Below are 18,979 nucleotides of genomic sequence, written 5' to 3'. Positions count from 1 at the left end.
CGCGGCCGGCACCAAACGGTCCTAAACCCCGCCCGATAAAGATCCAACCAACGTGTTATTTCTCGGCGAGCCCTTAGAGGCGCCGGCGGGGGCGGGCCATGACCCGCCGGATGTCGCACAGCTCGACCTCGAAGCTCGCCGAGGTCGAGCGCAGCCGGGAGAACATCGTGTCCGGGCCGGCCACCCACAGGCGCTCCACGCCGCGCTCGCGCAGGGTCTCGAGCGCCTCGAGCCAGCGGATCGGCTGGACGAAACCGTCCAGCAGCGCGGCTTTGAGGGTTTCGGGCTCGGTCAACAGCGCACCGTCCTGATAGGACACGATAGGCAGGCGAGGCGCCTCCAGCGCGTACGACTCGTAGACCTTCTCCATGCGGGCCCGCACCCCGGTGAACAACGAGGCGTGAGCGGGCGGCCGCATGGTGTAGAGCGAGTACCCGCCGGCCGCGCCGATCGCCGCCTTGAACCCGTCCAGCTCGGCCTCGCGCAGCGACACCATGTGGAAGTCAGCGTCCAGCCGCCCCGAGACGTCGTGCCAGCTCAGGCCGGCCAGCATGTCGTCCAGGCGGTCCGCCGGCACCCGGACGAACGAGTGGGTCACGACGTCGCGGTGCTCGGTGGCGAAGTAGTCCCGTTCCGTACGCGCGATCTCGTCGACCAGCCGCACGGTGTCTTCGAAGGACAGGACGCCGGTGTACGCCAGTGCGGCGCGCTCCCCGAAGCTGGGGCCGACGCAGTACTCCGGGCTCGCGCCGAGCCGCTGCGAAGCCCAGTCGGCCAGCGCCAGGCAGGCGACGAGCACGGCCACCTGGACGGGCTCGGCGTAGTCGTCGTCCGGCGGGGCGTCGGCCAGCGCGTCCACCAGCCGGTAGCCGAGCGCCTCGTCCGCCTCGGCCAGCCGCCGCCGAGCGAGGGGATGCACGAGCAGGAAGGTGCCCAGTTCACCGCGGCGCAGCGGCGACAGCGCCGGAAAGACGATCGCTGAGCTCACGCGGAGACTTCCTGGGACAGGCCGGCCGCCATCTCTTCCAGAGCGCGCCGGTCGGGTTTGCCGTTGCGGTTGAGCGGCAGCCGGTCCACCACCACGACCCGGTTGGGTTGCTCGTAGGCGGGCAGCACCGCGCAGATCCGCTCACGCCAGTGCGCCGAGTCGGCCTCGTCCTCGTCCTCGACGAAGAACACGAGTGAGCTGCCCCGCCGGTCGTCCGGCACCGCGATCACCTTGGCCGAGCAGCCGGCCTCGGCCACCCGCGCCTCGATCAGCTCCGGGTGGAGCGTGTAGCCCATCCGGTGCACGGCCAGCTTGCGACCGGCGATGAACAGGTTGCCCCGCTCGTCGAGGCGGCCGAAGTCCCCCGTACGCCGCCAGCCGCGCTCGGCCGGGGCCAGCTCGCCGTCGTCGTCGAGGTAGCCCTCCATCAGATCCGGCGAGTCGACCTCGATCTCGCCCAGCTGGTCCGGCCCGAGCACCGCGCCCTCGTCGTCGACGATCCGCACGCCCATCCCCTCGACCGGCCGCCCGGTCGCGACCGGGTTGTCCGCGGTGGCGAACGCCACGTTGCCCAGTTCCGTGCTGCCGTAGCTGTCGAGCAGCGGCCGGCCGAACAGCGCCACGTAGCGGTCGGTCAGAGTCGGGTCGAGCGGTGCCGCCCCGCTGCAGAACATCCGCACGGTGGCCAGGTCGGCGGCCGGGTCGTCGCGGCGGCCGACGATGTTGGCGATGCTGCGGTAGGTCGACGGTGTCGCGTCCAGCACGGTGGCGCCGGTCTGACCGGCCATCCGCAGTGCCCGGTCGGCCCGGCGGTAGGGCGCGACGACCAACGAGCAGCGCACCAGCCAGGCGATGAACACCATCGAGAGCCCATACTGGTGGGAGAACGGGAGCAGCGGCAGCAGCACGTCGCCGGGGTGGTGCCCGATCTGGGCGGCGTTGCGCTCGAGGTTGCGCAGGAACCGCTCCCCCGTCTTCACCACACCCTTGGGCTGCCCGGTCGATCCGGACGACCACATGATCAGCCCGTCCGGGAGAGTCCGCCAGACGCTGAGGTCGAGCGGGCCATCGAGTACGGGCGCGGGCCGGGCCGCCGCAGCGGCGAGCAGTTGGTAGAGGTAGACGGTCTCACCCTCGGCGGGCGGCACCGCGTCGTCGTCCACGACCGACAGCACGGCCCGGGTCAGGCGGTGGATGCGGGTCGTCTCGGCCGCCTTGTCCTGGTGGTCGACGAGCACGATCGAGGCGCCGGCGTGGGCGAGACCGAGCAGCACGGTCACCCAGGCCGCCGAGTTGTCGGCCTTGAGGATCACGCGCGATCCCGGGCGGACGCCGTGCCCGGCCAGCACCGCGGCGACGCGGGCGGCCGTGGACTCGATCTCCGTGAGGGGCTGGGCCGAGTCGGGCGCGAAAACAGTGGCGGTCATCGTCGGCCGTCCTTCGTCCGTCGGTCGGGTGGGCGCAGGTCAGGTCAGCGGGAACTTGACCTGGCCGGAGGCGATCGGGTTCAGGTAGCCGGCGCTGACCAGGCCCGATTTGCGCATGGCGAGGCCGGTCAGGCCCTCGAAGATGGCCCGGCGGGCGTTCATGGTGGTTGTGTAGCCGGGGTCGAGGTGTGGGGCCACCTCGACGACGTCCATGCCGATGACGTTCGTCTCGGCGCACAGCCGGCGGAACGCTGGGAACAGCTCGCGCGGGGTCAGGCCACCCGGCTCGGGGGTGCCCGTTCCGGGCGCGTACGCGGGGTCGAGCACGTCGATGTCGAGCGAGAGGTAGATGAATTCCGGCCCGTCCAGGACCTCCTCGATGACCTTGTCGAGCACGGCCGGGAAGCCGATCCGGTCGATTTCGGTCATGAAGTGGGTGCGCAGGCCGTTGCGCCGCATCCAGTTCATCAGCTGGTCGTCGGGCCCGGTCGGGGTGCGCAGCCCGATCTGAACGAAGTTCTTGCCCGGGATCCGGTTCTCCTCGATGAGCCGCCAGATCGGCGTGCCGTGGGTGATCCGGTGGCCGAAGATGTGCTCGTGGCAGTCCGGGTGGGCGTCGAAGTGGACGACGCCGATCTTGTCCGGGCCGTACAGCTCGGCCAGCGCCCCGACGCTGGCGATCATCAACGAGTGGTCACCGCCCAGGATGACCGGGACGGCGCCGGTGTCGGCGACCTCGCGGACCGTGGAAGCGATCGACGGCAGTGACTTCTCCACGCTGAAGATGTCGATCGCCGCGTCGCCGTAGTCGACCACCTTGAGCACGCTGAACGGGCTCACCCGGGTGCTCGCGTTGAGCATCAGCTCGGGGGTGTTGAACAGGTACCGCTCGTCGGAGCGCATCGCCCGGGGCCCGTACGCGGCGCCGCGGTGCCCGGACGAGGAGTCGAGCGGCACGCCGAACACGGCCACGTCGACGCCGCCGGCCCGCAGGTCGGCCGGGTCGAGGCAGACTGGCGTGCCCATGAACGTGGGAATTCCGGTGTAGGCAGCCTGCAGAAAATTGCGCCGCAGGTCGATCGGGCCTGGTTCCCGCGACGGCGCCTGCGCGCGGTCGATCGGAATTCGCCAGGCCTCTTCCGCGCCGTTGTCCGTCACACCACTTCCCCACTTCGAATGCGACTGGAGCAATTATTGGATGCCAAGGCCACGCTACGGACGACCCCGGCACGCCTCCACCCCTGTCGATCCCCTAGCGGGCCGGCAAGGGTGACCAAGGCACCGTCCTGCGCATTTGAAACGGGCATGAAAGCGGTCCCAGCATGACCGGGCAACGAATGCCTTAATTTCGCGGGCACGCTCGTTTAACTTTCCTTCACCTTGCCGCCGGGGACCGCCCGCAAATAAAAGTGCGGCGAACGTTACGGGGTGAAAAACTTGCTGCTCATCCTACTTTCACGAGGATCGAAGCCGTCCACAGTGCCCGGTTTGACCGAGATCAAGATCGTCCGCTTTAGCCGTTTACATCCGCAATATCGGGAGGTCAGATGACGCATTGAGCAGCGTGAGTCGATTGCTCATGCGCACTTTCGAGTGACATACTCACGTTGTCGCAGCTAATCGTGAAAGCTTTTCCGGTTTGCGCCGTCATGCCCCTCGTAAAGCGCAACGACGCGCCGATCGAATGGCGCGCCGAGTGCCTTTGGTGCGTTGGAACCATACCGCTGACCCTAATTTTGGAAAACGCGCGGTGACGTCGGGGAGAAGCAGAGCATGGTGTTCGTCGAACGGCGGAATCAAGTGGCGCACTTCACAGCCGCGCTCGCGGACTGCCAATCCGGCAACGGCCGGCTGCTGGCCGTCACCGGCCCGATGGCCAGCGGAAAGTCCACCCTGCTGGACGCGTTCGCCGAACGCGCCCGGTCCGAGGGCTTCCACGTGTTGCGAGCGGCCGGCAGCCGCACCGAGCGGGACCTGCCGCTGAGCCTGGTCAGCCAGCTCTGCCACGACCTTGGGTACGTCACCGACGAGGCCGGCCGGTCCGATCTGCTGCGTGAAGTGCGCAACACCGCCGTGCGGCACGACCGCGGGGAGGCGGTGCCCGGACCGCGGCTCGCCACCATGCTGCACGGCGCGACCGTGGCCCTGCTGGCCGCGGGCCTGCACACGCCGGTGCTGCTGACCGTCGACAACCTGCAGCATGTCGACCAGCTCTCGCTGAACTGCCTGCTCTATCTAGTACGGCGGATCCGGAGCTCGCGTGTACTGGTGGTGCTCAGCGGCGGCGAACTGGTCGAACCCACCGACCGCCAGCTCTTCGCCGAACTGATCGAACTGGCCGGCGACCACCACCTGGCCCTGCCTCCGCTGTCCCGAGACGGCGTACGCACGCTGCTGGCCGAGGCGTTCGGCACTCCGCCCGCCGAACCGGTCGTCGACGCGTGCACCCGGGTCTCCGGCGGCAACCCGCTGCTGGCCCGCACCCTGATCACCGACCTGCGCGAGGCCGCGCCGGCCGGACCGGGCGCCGACGCCGACATCCAGCCCGGGCTCGCGTACACGTCGGCCTTCCGCCGCTACGTGGAGCGCTGCGACCCGGTGATCCGCCAGGTGCTGGCCGCCCTGGCCCTCCTCGACGACTGCCGCCCGACCGGCGTGCTGTCGCTCGCTCGCCTGGCCGAGGTGGACGCGGCGGCAGCCCGCCGGGCGGTCTCCGGACTCGAGCTGGCCGGCCTGGTCCTCGACGGTCGGCTGCCCCACCCGAGGGCCCGCCAGGCCGTGCTCGACCAGCTGACCGCGCCCGCCCTGACCGGCCTGCACCTGCGGGCGGCGCTGGTGCTGCACGAGGAGGGGTCGGCGCCGCTGCCGATCGCGCGGCACCTGCTGGCCGCCGGGCGGACGCCGTCCTGGGCCGGCCCGGTGCTCGGCGCCGCAGCCGAGGAGCTGCTCGGCGGCGGCGAGGTCGAGCTGGCTCTGGCCATGCTGCGCCTGGCCCACGACGGCGCTACCGGCGACGAGCAACGGGCGACGCTGAAGGTGGCGCTGCTGCAGACCGAGTGGCGCGTCGACCCGGCCGCCGCCGGGCACCGGCTGGCGCAGCTCGTGGCGGCCGCCCGCGCCGACCGGCTCAGCGTGCTCGACCGCGTGACCACCGTGCACTGTCTGCTCTGGCTGGGCCGCACGACCGAGGCGGTCGAGGTGCTCGACGGCGTACGCACGATGGACGTCGACGCCCGGGAACGCGCCGAGATCCGCTTCCTGACCGCGTCGATCCGCTACACCCACCCGGGCCTGATCGGCGACCAGCCGGCCGGGCACCCGTCGTCCGGGCGCGGACCTGAGGCCGTGGTCAACACCCGCGAGGCCCTGGCCCACGCGCTCGAGACCATCATGACCAAGGGACCGAACAGCACCGTGGTGGTCGCGGCGGAGCAAGCCTTGCAGCGCGCCCCGCTGGTCGGCGGCGCCCCGCCCGTGCTCGCCGCCGCGCTGACTGTCCTGGTGCACGCCGACCACCTCGAGACCGCGGCGCTGTGGACCGACCGGCTGCTGGCCCAGGCCGGCGACCGCGGCGCCTCCTCGTGGCGGGCAATGCTGACCGGCATCCGCTCGGACATCGCGCTGCGGGCGGGCCAGCTGGGCGACGCACAGCGCCACGCCGAGGCTGCGCTGGGCATGATGTCCCGCGAGAGCTGGTCCGACGCGTTCGGCGTCCCGCTGAGCGTGGCAATGCTCGCGCTCGTCGCCCGGGGCCGGCTCGACGAAGCCGGCCGGCTCCTCGACCAGCCGGTGCCGGACACCATGTTCGACACCGTGTTCGGCCTGTTCTATCTGCAGGCTCGTGGCAACTACTACCTGGCCACCGGCCGCGCCGAAGCCGCGCTGGAAGACTTCCTCACCTGCTGGGACCTCACGGCCAGATGGAACGTGGACCTGCCCGCCATCGCGCCGTGGCGCATCCACGCGGCCCGGGCCCATCTGGCCCTCGGCCACGCCGAGGAGGCCCGGGTGCTCGCCGAGAGTCAGCTCACCCACCTCAGCCCGGAGCCCAGCCGCACCCACGCGGCTGCCCTGCGAGTGCTCGCCGCGACGGTCCCCCTGGCCCAGCGCCCGACGCTGCTGCGCGAGGCGGCCGAGATGCTGCGGGCCTGCGGCGACCGGTTGGAGCTGGCCCACACGCTGGCCGACCTGAGCCAGGCCCAGAAGGCGCTCGGCGACTTCCAGCGGGCCCGGATGACCGTGCGGCGGGCCTGCGACCTGGCCACCGACTGCCAGGCCGACGCCCTGCGCAGGCAGTTGCTGCCGGACGTCGACGACACCGTGCCCGACGGCGGCGACGAGCACGATGCCGAGGCGTTCAACTCGCTCAGCGAGGCCGAGCGGCGGGTCGCCACCCTTGCCGCCCAGGGCAGCACCAACCGCCAGATCGCCAGCAAGCTGTTCGTCACGGTCAGCACGGTCGAACAGCACCTGACCAAGGTCTACCGCAAGCTCAACGTGACGCGGCGGGCCGACCTGCTGGTCAAGCTCGGCCCCCGCATCGGCAACGTCGCCTAACTGCGCCCGCTGGTCGTCAGCGCAGCACCCGGCGCAGCGCTCCCGGTGGGGTGCCCCGCCGGCGCCACTCGCGCGGATAGCCGACCGACACCTCTTCGAAGCGCACGCCGTCGTAGTGGGTGGTGCGCGGGATGTGCAGGTGGCCGTAGACAGCGGCCACAGCTCGGAAGCGCACGTGCCAGTCGGCGGTGCGGTCGGTGCCGCACCACTGGGCGAACTCGGGGTAGCGCAGGATACGAGTGGGTTCGCGGACGAGGGGGAAGTGGTTGACCAGCACGGTCGGCAGGGCCGGATCAACGGCGGCCAGCCGCTTCTCGGTCTCGGTGACCCGCGCCCAGCACCACTCCTCCCGGCTCGGGTACGGGTCAGGATGCAACAGGATCTCGTCGGTGCAGACCACACCCACGTCGTACGCCCGGGCCAGGGACTCCTCTTTGCTCGCCTGCCCCGGCAGCCGGAACGAGTAGTCGTACAGCAGGAAGAGCGGCGCGACCGCGACCGGCCCGCCGGAGCCGGACCACACGGGATAGTCGTCCTCGGGGGTGGCCACGCCCAGTTCCCGGCACATCTCGACCAGTGCCTCGTAGCGGGCCACGCCGCGCGACTGGTTCGGGTCGTCACGCGGCGTCCACAGCTCGTGGTTACCGGGCGCCCAGATCACCTTGCCGAACCGCCCGGCCAGCACGCCCAGCGCCCAGCGGATGTCGGCGAACATCTCCCCGATGTCGCCGGCCACGATCAGCCAGTCCCCGTCGTGCGCGGGCCGGAGCCGCTCGACGATCTCGCGGTTCTCCGCGTAAGCGACGTGCAGGTCGCTGATGGCGACCAGGGCGGGAGCATCCATCCGAGCAGGCTAGACATCCCGGCCGCGGCAGCTCCACCCCTAACGGACCCCGGCCCGCGGTGCTGTCCATCGATCGGTTGACACCCGTCCGTCCACCGGTCGTCGCGCGCCCGGCCCGGCCGATCGCAGGCTGGAACGGTGACTGATGCCGTGCGGGTTCAAGGCCTGAGGAAGATGTACAACAAGGTTCCGGCGGTCGACGGGGTCGACCTGAGCATCGCCGACGGCGAGATCTTCGCGCTGCTCGGGCCGAACGGGGCCGGCAAGACGACCACCGTCGAGATTCTCGAGGGATTCCGGAAACGCGACGCCGGCGAGGTGCGGGTGCTGGGCGAGGATCCGCAGCGGGCGCCCCGGCGCTGGCGCTACGGCATCGGCCTGGTGCTGCAGAACGCCTCCGACATGGCCGACATGACCGTCGGCGAGACCGTGCGGCATTTCGCCGCGTACTATCCCCGGCCGCGCCCGGTCGACGAGGTGATCGACCTGGTCGGCCTGACCGAGAAGGCGGGCCGCAAGGTCCGTACGCTCTCCGGCGGCCAGCGGCGCCGGGTCGACGTCGCCATCGGCGTGGTCGGCCGGCCTCGCCTGTTGTTCCTGGACGAGCCCACGACCGGCTTCGACCCCGAAGCCCGCCGGCAGTTCTGGGCGCTGATCCGCACGCTGTCCGACCAGGACGGCACCACCATCCTGCTGACCACCCACTACCTCGACGAGGCGGAGACCCTGGCCGACCGGGTCGGCGTGATCGCCGCCGGGCGGCTGCTGGCCATCGACACCCCGGCCGAGCTGGGTGGCCGCGACTCGGCCGAGGCGACCGTGGGCTGGCTCGAGGACGGCGCGGCCCGGCAGCTGCGCACCGACGACCCGACCAAGGCCACGGTCGAGCTGGCCGCCCGCTTCGACGGCCGGGTCCCCGGTCTGACCGTCAGCCGCCCGACCCTCGAAGACGTCTATCTCGACCTGATCGGAAGCCCGCGATGACGACCACCGTCCTCGATGAGACGACCACCGTCCTTGATGAGCCGTCCGTTCTGCGCCTCTGCCTGGCCCGCTCCGGGGTCGAGCTGCGCCAGTTCTTCCGCGAGCGCACCGCGGTCGTCTTCACCTTCGCGCTCCCGGTGGTGCTGCTCGTCCTGCTCGGCTCCATCTTCAACCGGTCGTTCGACGGCAGCGGTATCCCGGCCAGCCAACTTCTCACGGCCGGCATGATCGCCGCCGGCATCGGCTCCACCTGCTTCGTCAACCTGGCCACCAGCATCGTCAGCGACCGCGAGGACGGCACGCTCAAGCGCCTGCGCGGCGTGCCGATGCCCCCCATCGCCTACTTCATCGGCAAGATCGTGCTGGTCCTGGTGACGACGGTCGTCGAGGTGGTCATCGTCGTCGCGGTCGGCGTGGCCTTCTACGACCTGCCGCTGCCGAGCGACCCGGCGCGCTGGCTCACCTTCGCCTGGGTGTTCCTGCTCGGGGTGACCGCGTGCGCCCTGCTGGGCACGGCGATGAGCAGCGTCCCCCGGTCGGTCCGGGCGGCGGCCCCGATCGTCAACCTTCCGTTCCTCGTCCTGCAGTTCGTCTCCGGTATTTTCATCGTGCCGATCACCACCCTGCCGCCCGTGCTCCAGCAGATCGGCGCCCTCTTCCCGCTGAAGTGGATGGCCCAGGGCTTCCGCTCGGTGTTCCTGCCCGACTCCGCGGCCGCCTCCGAAGCGGCGGGCGCGTGGGAACATGGCCGCATCGCCCTGGTTCTGGCGGCCTGGTGCATCGGAGGTCTGATCCTGTGCCTGACGACGTTCCGCTGGAAGGGAAGGAAGGACGGTTGACCGGCACGCCCGACGCCTGGCTGCGCTGGCAGCCGGCCTGGGACGCCTACTTCGTGGCGGTCGGCGCCGCGACAGCGGCCGTCATCCTGCTCACCGGCCCGGCTGACTCCGCCGGGCGGGCCGGCGCGACCGCGCTCGTGGTGCTGCTGATCGCTGGTCACCTGCTGATCGGGCGGCAGCTGGTCCGCACGGGCCGCGGCAGTCGGCGGGCGCTGGCCTACCAGATCGCCGTGGTCGTGGTCTTCACGGCCGCGGTGGTCCTGTCCGAGGGCAGCGCCTTCGTTCTCTTCGCGCTCTGCGGACCGGCCTCCATGATGCTCGGCCCGGTCGCCGGCGCGCTCGTCGTCCTGGCCCTCGTGCTGGTCGGCGTGGGCGTGACCTTCCTGGCCCTGGCCGTCGCGGCCGTCTCGATCCTGATCGGTTTCTGGATGAGTCAGATCATCGGGCAGAGCATGGAACGGGCCGAGCTGATCCGCGAGCTCGAGGAGACCCGGGCTGAGCTGGGCCGGGTCTCCTACGAGGCCGGTCGCTCGGCCGAGCGCCAGCAGCTGGCCGACGTCCTGCACGACACGCTCGCGCAGGGCCTGTCGAGCACGCTGATGCTGATGCAGTCGGCCGGCGCCGCCCTCGGCTCCGACGCCGCCCGCGCCCGCCATTACCTGGAACTGGCCGAGGCCACGACCCGCGACAACCTGGCCGACGCGCGGGCGCTGATCAGCGCGCGCCCGCTGCCCGAGGCGGCCCCGGCTTCCCTGTCCGACGCGCTCGGCCGCGAGGTGGAGCGGCTGCGCGAGGCGTACGGCATCAAGGCTTCCCTCGCCGTGGACGGGGTGCCCGACTCGGCCGACATCGCGCTCAACGTCGACCTGCTGCGGCTGGCCCAGGAGGCGCTCAGCAACGTCCGCAAACACGCCGGGGCCAGTCACGTCGAGGTCCGGCTGTCGGCCCGCCCCACTGGCGTACGGCTCGAGGTGTGCGATGACGGCCGCGGGTTCGTGGTCGACGCCACCCCGCCCGGCCACGGCCTGCCCCTCATGCGCCGACGGCTCGACGAGGCCGGCGGCACGCTGCGCATCGACTCGGCCCCGGGCCAGGGCACGTCCGTCCGGATAGAGGTGCCCGCATGAACATCGCCGTCCTGCTCGTCGACGACCATCCGGTGATCCGGGCCGGCATCCGCGCCATGCTGCACGACGTCACCGACCTGCACGTCGTCGGGGAGGCCGAGACCGGCGACGGCGCGGTGGCCGCCGCCCGCGAGCTGACCCCCGACGTCGTCCTCATGGACCTGCGCATGCCCGGCGGCGACGGGGTCACCGCCACCGCCGCGATCCGGGCCGAGCTGCCCGGCACCCGGGTGGTCATCCTGACGACGTACGAGACCGACGGTGACATCCTGCGCGCGGTCGAGGCGGGCGCGGCCGGCTATCTGCTCAAGGACACCTCGCCGGCGGAGTTGGCCGACGCGGTGCGGGCGGCCGCGCGCGGCGAGACGGTGCTCTCCCCTTCGGTCACGGCCCGGCTCGTCGACCGGCTGCGCCCGGGCCGGCCCGAGACGCTGTCCCGCCGCGAGGTCGACGTGCTGCGCCTGGTCGCCGCCGGGCACACCAACGCCGAGATCGGGCGCGCGTTGTTCATCACCGAGGCCACCGTGAAGACGTACGTGGTCCGCATCTTCACCAAGCTCGGTGTCTCCGACCGCACGGCCGCGGTGATGGCCGCCGTCCAGGCCGGGGTCCTCTAGGGGTGCCTGGGCCGGCGCCGCCGCGCCCATTCTGGCCTCCCAGGACTCATGGAGGTAGTGATGCCCGAGGTCATCTCCGAGCGCGGTCAGGAGGTCGTGCTCCTCGGCGGACCGGCTGAGTTGCCCGCCGAAGCCCGCCGAGTGGTAGTGACTCCCGCCGACGACAAAGTGAAGATCCGCTTCGGCTCCGGCTACGAGCATTTCGAACGGCTCGACGGCACGGCCGACTTCACGTGGACGATGCGCACGAAGGTCGCGGAGTAGCCCCATGACCGTCGACATCCTCCCGGACGCCCGCTCCCCGTTCGTCCGCCTGAGCGGACTGCTCGACCCTGGAAGCGTGGTGCCTCTGCACCCGGCGGACGACAGCGGTGTCGTCGCGGCCAGCGGGAGCGTCGACGGCGTTCCCGTCTACGCCTACTGCACCGATGCCACCCGTATGGCCGGCGCGCTCGGTGCCCGCGGCGCCGACCACATCGTCGCGGCGATCGAGGCGGGCCGGCGCGACGGCCACGCGGTGCTCGGCATCTGGCACTCCGGCGGCGCTCGCCTGGCCGACGGCGTCGACTCGATGGACGGCATGGCTCGAATGTTCGCGGCCATGACCGCCGCGTCCGGGCGGGTGCCCCAGATCTCGGTCATCGTCGGCCCGGCTGCCGGAGCCGCCGCGTACGGGCCGGCGCTCACCGACGTCGTCGTCATGGCCGACACCGGCCGGATGCTGGTGACCGGCCCCGACGTCATCCGCAGCGTGACCGGCGAGCAGGTCGACATCGTCACGCTCGGCGGCCCGGCCACCCACAGCCGCAAGTCCGGCGTCGCCCACGTCGTCACCGGATCCGAGGCGGACGCGTACGACCAAGCCCGTCGGCTGACCAAGCTGCTGGCCACGCCCGGCCAGTTCGAGACCGCATTGGTCGACGAGCCCAAGGACCTCCTCGCCCTGCTGCCCGATTCGCCACGGCGCGCCTACGACGTACGCCCGCTGGTGCGCGCCCTCGTCGACTCGTTCTGCGAACTTCAGCCGCACTGGGCCGCCAACATCGTCATCGGGCTGGGCCGGTTCGCCGGCCGCACCGTGGGCGTGGTCGCCAACAATCCGCTGCGCAAGGGCGGTTGCCTAGATTCGCTGAGCGCCGAGAAGGCGTCACGCTTCGTGCGCATGTGCAACGCCCTTGGCATTCCGCTGGTCGTGCTGGTAGACGTTCCCGGCTATCTGCCGGGAGTGAACCAGGAGTGGGGCGGCGTGATCCGGCGCGGCGCGAAACTGCTGCACGCCTTCGCCGAGGCGGTGGTCCCACGGGTCACGCTGGTGACACGTAAGGCGTACGGCGGCGCCTATATCGCGATGAACGGCCGTGGTCTCGGCGCGACCGCGGTGTATGCCTGGCCGCAGGCCGAGATCGCGGTGATGGGCGCCGAGGCCGCCGTCGAGGTGGTACATCGCCGGAAGTTGGCCGCCGCGGCGCCTGACGATCTGCCGGCGCTGCGCAGCAAGCTCATGGACGAGCACAATCGCATCTCCGGCGGCGTGACGCGGGCGCTGTCGCTCGGCGTCGTGGACGCGGTCATCGAACCCGCGGACACTCGCCGCTGGCTCGCGAAATCTCTCGCGGACGCACCCGCGCGGCGGGGCGAGCACAGCAACATCCCATTGTAAGTGTGTTCACGCGGCGGCTTCGCCCGCGGCTCGGCCCGGCGGAGAGTCCGCGACCACCGGGCGGAGAGCATGGACGGCGTCGGCGAGGTTTGCGGCGCTCGCCGCGATGCGCAGAACGACGTCGAGGCGCTCCCCCGGCTCGATCGCCCGCGCGTCGGTGAGCTTGCGGCGAAGCGCTCGCAGCTCGGCGAGATGAGTGTCGAGCGCCGTGACAACTTCTGCGTGCATGCCGTCTCCTCGACCCCGTTACCTACCAGCGAACCATGATCGTCCCGGACGCGGTGCGGTGTCCGGGACGATCGGCAGTACTACTTCTTCTTCTTCTTCGCCTTTGACTTCTTATCCTTCTTGTCTTTCTTAGCCTTCTTCGCCATGGTGGCCTCCACAAGCGGTGAACGACATCGTGCGGCCGAGACGCCATCGCGCCACCGCAACCGGCACGACACTCGCCCTACACGGTAAGCATTTCCGGGTCTCGTCGGCCGCGAACTCGTGAAGTTTCGTCCAGCCCGGCGGCCATCCGCTGTTCCCGCGAACCTCGTGACCGACGGCATGATCGGACACGAGGACCGTTACGCACGTGCCAAGGCACTTTTTGGTCCGCGTTGCCGTCAGAGCTGGGGCTTCCGGCCGATATGGCGAAGGCGGGAAGTCGGCACCCCCGCCGCAAGCAATTGATCCGCCAGCTCAGCGGAAGCAAAGTCCAGGAAGACGGCAACGTGATGGTCGTCGCCAAGCTGGCAGGAAGCGGCGATCGTCCCGAGATTGATGGCATCGAGCCCATCGATGTCGGCGAGGTGCAGGACCAGCCGCAATGGCCGGTCATGCCGGATCGCTTGAACGAGGGTGCGGCGTAAGTCGACCGCATGGTCCGCTGCGAGCAGTCCTCGCGGGTGGAGGACAAGCGTGCCGTCGGCCTGGGTATCAACATCGACCGAGGCACCGGTCATCACGTCGCCCTTCGTCACCCAGCGTTTCCTTAGCCGCCAGATTAAGGGCTGTTCCAGGACAGGTCGATAGGACATAGGCATTGTTCACCTGATCACCTGGAGGTAACGACGCGGCATGACTGCGTTCAGGTGAGCAGCCGCTCCTGACGACTAGGATACCCTCGTGGGGTATGTCAGTGAAATGCGCACTCTCATAGGACATCGCCCGCTTCTGCTCGCCGCAGCCGGCGTCATCGTCGTCGACGACCTGGGCCGCTGGCTGATCCAGCGCCGCAGTGACGACGGCCGGTGGGGGCTCATCGGCGGAGCCGTTGAGCTCGTTGAGCCCTTCGAGGATGCTGCCCGTCGCGAACTCTTCGAGGAGAGCGGGCTGGTCGCCGAGGTACTCCATCAGCTGGACGTATATCCGGGTCCCGAGTTTCGGCTCACGTATCCCGATGGAGACCAGGCCTGCGTCGTCGGTGTGACGTTCCTGGCCGAGCGCGTGTCGGGCACCTGAGCAAGGTGACCTTGCACATGGTCAGTGCTGTGCAGGTTCCCACCACACCAGATTGGCGGCCACCTGGGCCACCGGCCCTCTGAGAGGACGTCTGATTAAAGTATTTTGTGGTGTTATGCGGTTTGGAGGTCTCGCCAGGTTGGGGTGTTTTCGTCTGTGAGTCGGCGGGCGAGATTGTCGATCATGGCGAGGGTGATCATGGATTCGGAGTTGCTGGGCAGGGTTTCGTAGTCGCGGGCGAGGCGGCGATGGTGCATGAGCCAGCCGAGGGTGCGTTCGACGACCCAGCGCCGTTTGACGACGCTGAAGCCTTTGACCTGTGGGTCTTTGGTGACGATCTCGACGTCGACGCCGAGTGTGGCACCGTGTTCGACGGTTTTGACCTTGAATCCGGCATCGACCCAGGTCTTGGTCAGAGTGGGGTGGGTGGCGGTGGCCTTCTCGAGCAGGTCATTGCCGATCACGTTGTCGCTGACGCTGGCGGCGGTGACGAGCACAGCGAGCAGTAAGCCGAGGGTGTCGGTGATGACGCCGCGTTTGCGGCCAACGATCTTCTTGCCGGCGTCGATGCCCTGGGTTTCGAGCGGCACGTTCGTGGATGTCTTAACGCTTTGGGTATCCATGATCGCTGCGGTGGGCTCGACGGTGCGGCCGTGGTGGTCGCGGACGAGCCCGGTGAGGTTGTAGTTGAGTTCGGTGAAGATCCCTTCTTTGCTCCATAAGGTGAAGTAGCCATAGACCGTCGCGTGTGGAGGGAAGTCGTGGGGCAGGTATCGCCAGGCGATTCCGGTGCGGTTGACGTAGAGGATCGCATCGAAGATCTCGCGCAGGTCATGGGTAGGGATGCGGCCCTTGATGCCGAGCTGAGCCGCCGCCATGATCTTTCCGGACAGGCGGGCCAAGTAGAATTGGTTCGCCTGGGAAGGAAGAAACGTTGCCTCGTCCGAAGAGAAGTTTCTCGCCCGAGTTCCGGCTGGAGGCCGTCAAATTCGTCATCGACAATTCGCGTCCGATCGTGGATGTCGCACGTGAGTTGGGGATCGGTGAGGGAACTTTGGGGAGCTGGGTTGCGAGGTATCGGCGTGACCATGCCGGCGAGGAGCCCGCGCTTTCTGGAAATGAGCGCGAACGGCTACGTCAGCTGGAACGCGAAACTCGGGAACTACGGATGGAGAACGAGTTCCTGAAAAAAGCCGCGGCGTACTTCGCCCGGGATCATCGGTGAGCGACAAGTTCGAGTTCATCGACGGCGAGTACGCGGCACGCGAACGACACAACGGCGAGAAATGTCCGTCGCTGGTAAAGATGTGCGAGTGGATCGGTGTTTCCCGGTCCGGCTACTACGACTGGCGTAGTAAGCCGGAGTCTGCCACCGCCCGGCGACGCGAAGAACTGAAGCGATTTATTGTTCATTTCTTCGCTGCCTCCGACAGTGAGGTTGCCCGAGCAAGGAACTGACTACTGAAGGTCATGTAGTGCGTTGGTGTTCGATGTGGAGGATGACCAGCGCTGCTGCGACGATCTTCCCGATCCGCCACGGGTCGAGGCTGATGTTGCGCAGTGCTCGGAAGCTCATCTTGAGCAGGGAGTTGCCGCGTTCGCCGATCGCGCGCAGGCTGTTGTGGGCTTTGTTGAATTGCTGTTGGACGAGGAGCAGCCCGCCGTTCTTCGGTCTTTTGAACGCGACGGTGACGGTGTCGGCGAGGCCTTGGTAGCCCAGGTCGCCGAGGGTGCGCAGGTCGGTGCCGGCGTCGGTGAGGGCGGGCAGGATCTCGGTGTGGGCGCGGGTGGCGGTGGTGTCGTGTTCGCGGCCGGGGCGTACCTCGGAGGTCCAGATCGGCCAGCCGTCCGGTTACGGACCCCGGACCCCTGCCACGGCCCCGGCGTAGTTCTTCTATGTCTGGTTTGATCATGGTTTGCTAGCTAGTGCGTCGCGATCCTGATCGATCTACTTGGTGTTGTTCGCGACGAGTTTCTTGATGTTGAGTTGGGTGAGGCGCACCTTGGCAAGGATCTCGTCGGCGGTCGCGGTCCACTGGAACGGTCGCGGGTCGGTGTTCCAGGATGTGATGTAGGCGCGGATGGTCCCGACGAGGACTTGTACGGAGGCGAAGGTGCCGCGCCGGGACCGGACGCCGGATCGCACGCAAAGATTGCTGAACCGGGCGGTGTGGGACGGTGCGGTGGCGATGAGTCAGGTGCGCGGCCTGGACGCAGTCGCCGGGCGCCGAACGCGGCGGGGGCTACGGATCGCCGCTCTGGACGAGACCGGCCAGGCCAAGCAGCCGGCCGACCGGGACGGTGACGCTGTGCGGCTGCTCATGGACTGCGATGCCTGGTCCAGCAGAGCGCCCGGTACGTGAACTTCGTCGGGCTACGTCCGTCGAGCTCAGGTAGGGGGCAACAAGCAGTCACATCCAAGGAGGCAGTCCCATGACCGTTTTGTCGATCCGGAAGGTCGGGGATCCGGTACTCCGCCAGGTCGCCGAACCGGTGACGGTGTTCGATGCCGAGCTGCGCAGACTGGTGGCCGATCTCAACCAGACTCTGGCCGGGGCGAACGGTGCCGGGTTGGCCGCTCCGCAGGTCGGCGTCAGTCTGCGGGTGTTCGCCATCAACCCGAACCTGCCGGGCAACGACCGGAAGCTGGACCACCTGATCAACCCGGGCCTCGAGTTCCCCGACGAGGAGGAGCAGAGCGGGCCCGAGGGCTGCCTGTCGATCCCGGGCGTCTTCCTGGACACCAAGCGGCGGATGAACGTGGTCGCCCGCGGCCTGACCAAGCACGGCGACCCGGTTCAGGTCGTCGGCGACGGCCTGATGGCTCGTTGCATCCAGCACGAGACCGACCATCTCGACGGTGTGCTGTTCATCGACCACCAAGACGGCGAGGGTCAGGAGCGGATCCTGGCAACGCTGCGCGAGGCCAGTTGGGGGTCCCGAGTCAAGGTCAGCCCGCACTGACGGCGCGGGGGGCCACCGCCACGTTGCCCCCCGCGTCGTCCGGCTCACTGGTCACGGCGGCAAATGGATTGCCCCGGAGCGGCAAACTACCTCGCTTCCGGGTGCCGGACGGTGGCGATCACGTCAGCCAGGACGCTGTGGAGACGCTCCACCTCTTCGACCCGCATACCCAGGCCGTCCAGCACGGCTGACGGAACGGACTCAGCCTGCGCGCGCAACGCCTCACCCTGGGGAGTGAGGTCGATGATGACGCTGCGCTCATCCGCCGCACTACGCTCACGGCGCAGGTGCCCCAGCGCAGCGAGGCGCTTGAGCAGCGGCGACAGAGTGCCCGAGTCGAGTTGCAGCAGGCTCCCGAGTCGACTGACGGACAGGGGACCGTGCTGCCACAGGGCCAGCATGACCAGGTATTGCGGATGGGTCAGGTTCAACTCGGCCAGGAGCGGCCGGCAGACCGCCAGGACATGGCGCGCCGCCACGGACAACGCGAAGGACAACTGTCGTTCCAGCGTCAAAGTGTCGGCGTTGTGCGAAGAGGTCGCCATGAAATCCTCCCAAGCTGCAGAATGCAATATATTGCAATCCTCGTCATCCAGTCTGTGAGCTAGCTCAACTGCGTCCGACCAGTAAATGCCTCGGAAGTGCCGGCTGGCGTAACCTTCGCGGATGGGCAGCCTCGGACGGCCGGAACGTCGGGTCCGTTCCGACGGTGCGCGGAGCCGGATGGCGATTCTCGATGCGGCGGTCGCACTGACAACCGTCGTCGGCCTCGAGGGGCTTTCCATCGGCCGGCTGGCCGACCGGGCCGGCATCAGCAAGAGCGGTCTCTACGCGCACTTCGGCTCCAAGGAGGAGCTTCAGCTCGCCACGATCGACAACGCTAGCGAAGCCTTCTTGCGCGACATTGTCCGACCAGCCCTGGCCCGGCCCGAGCCGCTGATGCGGCTGAACACTCTCTGCCACAACTTCCTGTCCCGTCTCGAGGACGACGTCCTCCCGGGCGGATGCTTCTTCGTCTCGGTCAACGCCGAATTCGACACCCGGCCCGGCGCGGTTCGCGATCGCCTCCGTGATCTCCACTCGACCTGGCTGCGGACGCTTGAGACCGAGTACGCCGCAGCCCAGAAGGCCGGCCTGCTCAGCGCTGATCCGCCGCCCGAACACGCAGCCTTCGAGCTGAACGCGTATCTGCACATGGCGAACAACATGTATGTGCTCTATCGCGATGCCGCGTTCATCGAACTGGCACGCCGAAGCATCGCCAACCGCTTGGGCCCGCCGCCACGAAGCCATCCTTGATCCCGGCGGACGCGGCGACCGCTCACCCGGCGAGCCGATCGGCCGGATACCAGCCCAGGGAAACGTCGAGCTGCCTCCCTCGTTGCTGAGCCGCGTCGTACTCAAGGCCGAGGATCTCAGCCATGGACACGACAGTCCGGGTGACGTCGCGTCCAGCCGTGGCAGCCGCCCCGCTCCACAAAGACGGGGAAACAGCGATGCCCTGATCGGCACGGAGCACCTTG

The 18,979-nt window shown here is 69.1% G+C and carries 22 protein-coding genes and 2 pseudogenes; 13 read left to right on the top strand and 11 right to left on the bottom strand.

The window, feature by feature from the left end:
- Window positions 1–73 precede the first annotated feature (73 nt).
- The 3 genes from LXN57_RS46905 to LXN57_RS46895 are packed head-to-tail and all read right to left on the bottom strand — an operon-like array spanning window position 74 to window position 3,573.
- Window positions 74–988, bottom strand: a complete 915-nt coding sequence (locus LXN57_RS46905; protein ID WP_251804814.1) for an ACP S-malonyltransferase — start codon at window positions 986–988, stop codon at window positions 74–76.
- Window positions 985–2,415: a class I adenylate-forming enzyme family protein gene (locus LXN57_RS46900; protein WP_251804813.1), complete on the bottom strand. Its 1,431-nt coding sequence runs from the start codon at window positions 2,413–2,415 to the stop codon at window positions 985–987. Before LXN57_RS46900 ends, LXN57_RS46905 begins: the two co-directional genes overlap by 4 nt.
- A gap of 39 nt (window positions 2,416–2,454) precedes the next feature.
- The gene (locus LXN57_RS46895; RefSeq protein WP_251804812.1) at window positions 2,455–3,573 is read right to left on the bottom strand and encodes an agmatinase family protein; all 1,119 of its coding nucleotides are present in this window, start codon (window positions 3,571–3,573) and stop codon (window positions 2,455–2,457) included.
- A gap of 615 nt (window positions 3,574–4,188) precedes the next feature.
- Between LXN57_RS46895 and LXN57_RS46890 the strand changes: the two genes are divergently transcribed.
- Complete coding sequence (locus LXN57_RS46890) at window positions 4,189–6,972, top strand: helix-turn-helix transcriptional regulator (protein WP_251804811.1); 2,784 nt, start codon at window positions 4,189–4,191, stop codon at window positions 6,970–6,972.
- A 16-nt stretch (window positions 6,973–6,988) separates the two neighbouring features.
- On the opposite strand, the gene LXN57_RS46885 is transcribed toward LXN57_RS46890, so the two are convergent.
- On the bottom strand, window positions 6,989–7,816 hold the full coding sequence (locus LXN57_RS46885) for a metallophosphoesterase family protein (protein ID WP_251804810.1): 828 nt from the start codon (window positions 7,814–7,816) through the stop codon (window positions 6,989–6,991).
- 174 nt (window positions 7,817–7,990) lie between these two features.
- On the opposite strand from LXN57_RS46885, the gene LXN57_RS46880 reads away from it, so the two are divergent.
- From LXN57_RS46880 to LXN57_RS46855, 6 genes are read left to right on the top strand one after another with little or no spacing between them, the layout of a single operon-like run.
- The gene (locus LXN57_RS46880) at window positions 7,991–8,800 is read left to right on the top strand and encodes an ABC transporter ATP-binding protein (RefSeq protein WP_251804816.1); all 810 of its coding nucleotides are present in this window, start codon (window positions 7,991–7,993) and stop codon (window positions 8,798–8,800) included.
- Window positions 8,797–9,639, top strand: a complete 843-nt coding sequence (locus tag LXN57_RS46875) for an ABC transporter permease (RefSeq protein ID WP_251804809.1) — start codon at window positions 8,797–8,799, stop codon at window positions 9,637–9,639. Before LXN57_RS46880 ends, LXN57_RS46875 begins: the two co-directional genes overlap by 4 nt.
- Window positions 9,597–10,766: a sensor histidine kinase gene (locus LXN57_RS46870; RefSeq protein WP_251804808.1), complete on the top strand. Its 1,170-nt coding sequence runs from the start codon at window positions 9,597–9,599 to the stop codon at window positions 10,764–10,766. Before LXN57_RS46875 ends, LXN57_RS46870 begins: the two co-directional genes overlap by 43 nt.
- Window positions 10,763–11,383, top strand: a complete 621-nt coding sequence (locus tag LXN57_RS46865; RefSeq protein WP_251804807.1) for a response regulator — start codon at window positions 10,763–10,765, stop codon at window positions 11,381–11,383. Before LXN57_RS46870 ends, LXN57_RS46865 begins: the two co-directional genes overlap by 4 nt.
- A 60-nt stretch (window positions 11,384–11,443) precedes the next feature.
- A complete protein-coding gene (locus LXN57_RS46860; RefSeq protein ID WP_251804806.1) occupies window positions 11,444–11,647 on the top strand; it encodes a DUF5988 family protein in 204 nt (67 codons plus the stop codon).
- Window positions 11,648–11,651: 4 nt separating this feature from the next.
- On the top strand, window positions 11,652–13,043 hold the full coding sequence (locus LXN57_RS46855) for an acyl-CoA carboxylase subunit beta (protein WP_251804805.1): 1,392 nt from the start codon (window positions 11,652–11,654) through the stop codon (window positions 13,041–13,043).
- Window positions 13,044–13,049: 6 nt separating this feature from the next.
- Here the strand turns inward: LXN57_RS46855 and LXN57_RS46850 are convergent, their stop codons facing one another.
- Window positions 13,050–13,271, bottom strand: coding sequence for a hypothetical protein (locus LXN57_RS46850; protein WP_251804804.1), 222 nt, complete (start codon window positions 13,269–13,271; stop codon window positions 13,050–13,052).
- A 383-nt stretch (window positions 13,272–13,654) separates the two neighbouring features.
- Window positions 13,655–14,011, bottom strand: a complete 357-nt coding sequence (locus LXN57_RS46845; RefSeq protein WP_251804803.1) for a hypothetical protein — start codon at window positions 14,009–14,011, stop codon at window positions 13,655–13,657.
- Between the two features lie 163 nt (window positions 14,012–14,174).
- On the opposite strand from LXN57_RS46845, the gene LXN57_RS46840 reads away from it, so the two are divergent.
- Window positions 14,175–14,492 carry an NUDIX domain-containing protein gene (locus tag LXN57_RS46840; protein ID WP_251804802.1) on the top strand — a complete coding sequence of 106 codons (318 nt, stop codon included), beginning with the start codon at window positions 14,175–14,177 and terminating at the stop codon, window positions 14,490–14,492.
- 113 nt (window positions 14,493–14,605) lie between these two features.
- Here LXN57_RS46840 and LXN57_RS46835 read toward each other — a convergent pair.
- Window positions 14,606–15,343: pseudogene (locus tag LXN57_RS46835) on the bottom strand (IS5 family transposase); the annotation flags it as partial.
- Window positions 15,344–15,426: 83 nt separating this feature from the next.
- Between LXN57_RS46835 and LXN57_RS46830 the strand changes: the two are divergent.
- A complete protein-coding gene (locus tag LXN57_RS46830; protein WP_251804801.1) occupies window positions 15,427–15,717 on the top strand; it encodes a transposase in 291 nt (96 codons plus the stop codon).
- The gene (locus LXN57_RS46825; RefSeq protein WP_251804800.1) at window positions 15,714–15,950 is read left to right on the top strand and encodes a hypothetical protein; all 237 of its coding nucleotides are present in this window, start codon (window positions 15,714–15,716) and stop codon (window positions 15,948–15,950) included. The genes LXN57_RS46830 and LXN57_RS46825 overlap by 4 nt, the downstream gene beginning before the upstream one ends.
- Window positions 15,951–15,960: 10 nt before the next feature.
- Here the strand turns inward: LXN57_RS46825 and LXN57_RS46820 are convergent, their stop codons facing one another.
- Complete coding sequence (locus LXN57_RS46820; protein ID WP_251804815.1) at window positions 15,961–16,329, bottom strand: transposase family protein; 369 nt, start codon at window positions 16,327–16,329, stop codon at window positions 15,961–15,963.
- Window positions 16,330–16,440: 111 nt separating this feature from the next.
- The gene (locus LXN57_RS46815) at window positions 16,441–16,638 is read right to left on the bottom strand and encodes a hypothetical protein (protein ID WP_251804799.1); all 198 of its coding nucleotides are present in this window, start codon (window positions 16,636–16,638) and stop codon (window positions 16,441–16,443) included.
- On the opposite strand from LXN57_RS46815, the pseudogene LXN57_RS48705 reads away from it, so the two are divergent.
- Both LXN57_RS48705 and def read left to right on the top strand, forming a co-directional pair.
- A pseudogene (locus LXN57_RS48705) lies at window positions 16,619–16,774 on the top strand (IS701 family transposase); the annotation flags it as partial. The gene LXN57_RS46815 and the pseudogene LXN57_RS48705 sit on opposite strands and share 20 nt — an antisense overlap.
- Window positions 16,775–16,925: 151 nt before the next feature.
- The gene (gene def, locus LXN57_RS46805) at window positions 16,926–17,456 is read left to right on the top strand and encodes a peptide deformylase (protein ID WP_251804797.1); all 531 of its coding nucleotides are present in this window, start codon (window positions 16,926–16,928) and stop codon (window positions 17,454–17,456) included.
- An 86-nt stretch (window positions 17,457–17,542) separates the two neighbouring features.
- Here the strand turns inward: def and LXN57_RS46800 are convergent, their stop codons facing one another.
- Window positions 17,543–18,001, bottom strand: coding sequence for a MarR family winged helix-turn-helix transcriptional regulator (locus LXN57_RS46800; RefSeq protein ID WP_251804796.1), 459 nt, complete (start codon window positions 17,999–18,001; stop codon window positions 17,543–17,545).
- Between the two features lie 121 nt (window positions 18,002–18,122).
- Here LXN57_RS46800 and LXN57_RS46795 point away from each other — a divergent pair, with 121 nt between their 5' ends.
- A complete protein-coding gene (locus LXN57_RS46795) occupies window positions 18,123–18,755 on the top strand; it encodes a TetR/AcrR family transcriptional regulator (protein WP_251804795.1) in 633 nt (210 codons plus the stop codon).
- 22 nt (window positions 18,756–18,777) lie between these two features.
- On the opposite strand, the gene LXN57_RS46790 is transcribed toward LXN57_RS46795, so the two are convergent.
- A partial coding sequence (locus tag LXN57_RS46790; RefSeq protein WP_251804794.1) for a hypothetical protein occupies window positions 18,778–18,979 on the bottom strand: 202 nt, incomplete at its 5' end.

The organism is Paractinoplanes hotanensis (genome assembly GCF_023717965.1).
GTDB classification, from domain to species: domain Bacteria; phylum Actinomycetota; class Actinomycetes; order Mycobacteriales; family Micromonosporaceae; genus Actinoplanes; species Actinoplanes polyasparticus.
Note: the sequence above shows the minus strand (reverse complement) of the source record. Positions and strands in the feature narration are given on the sequence as shown.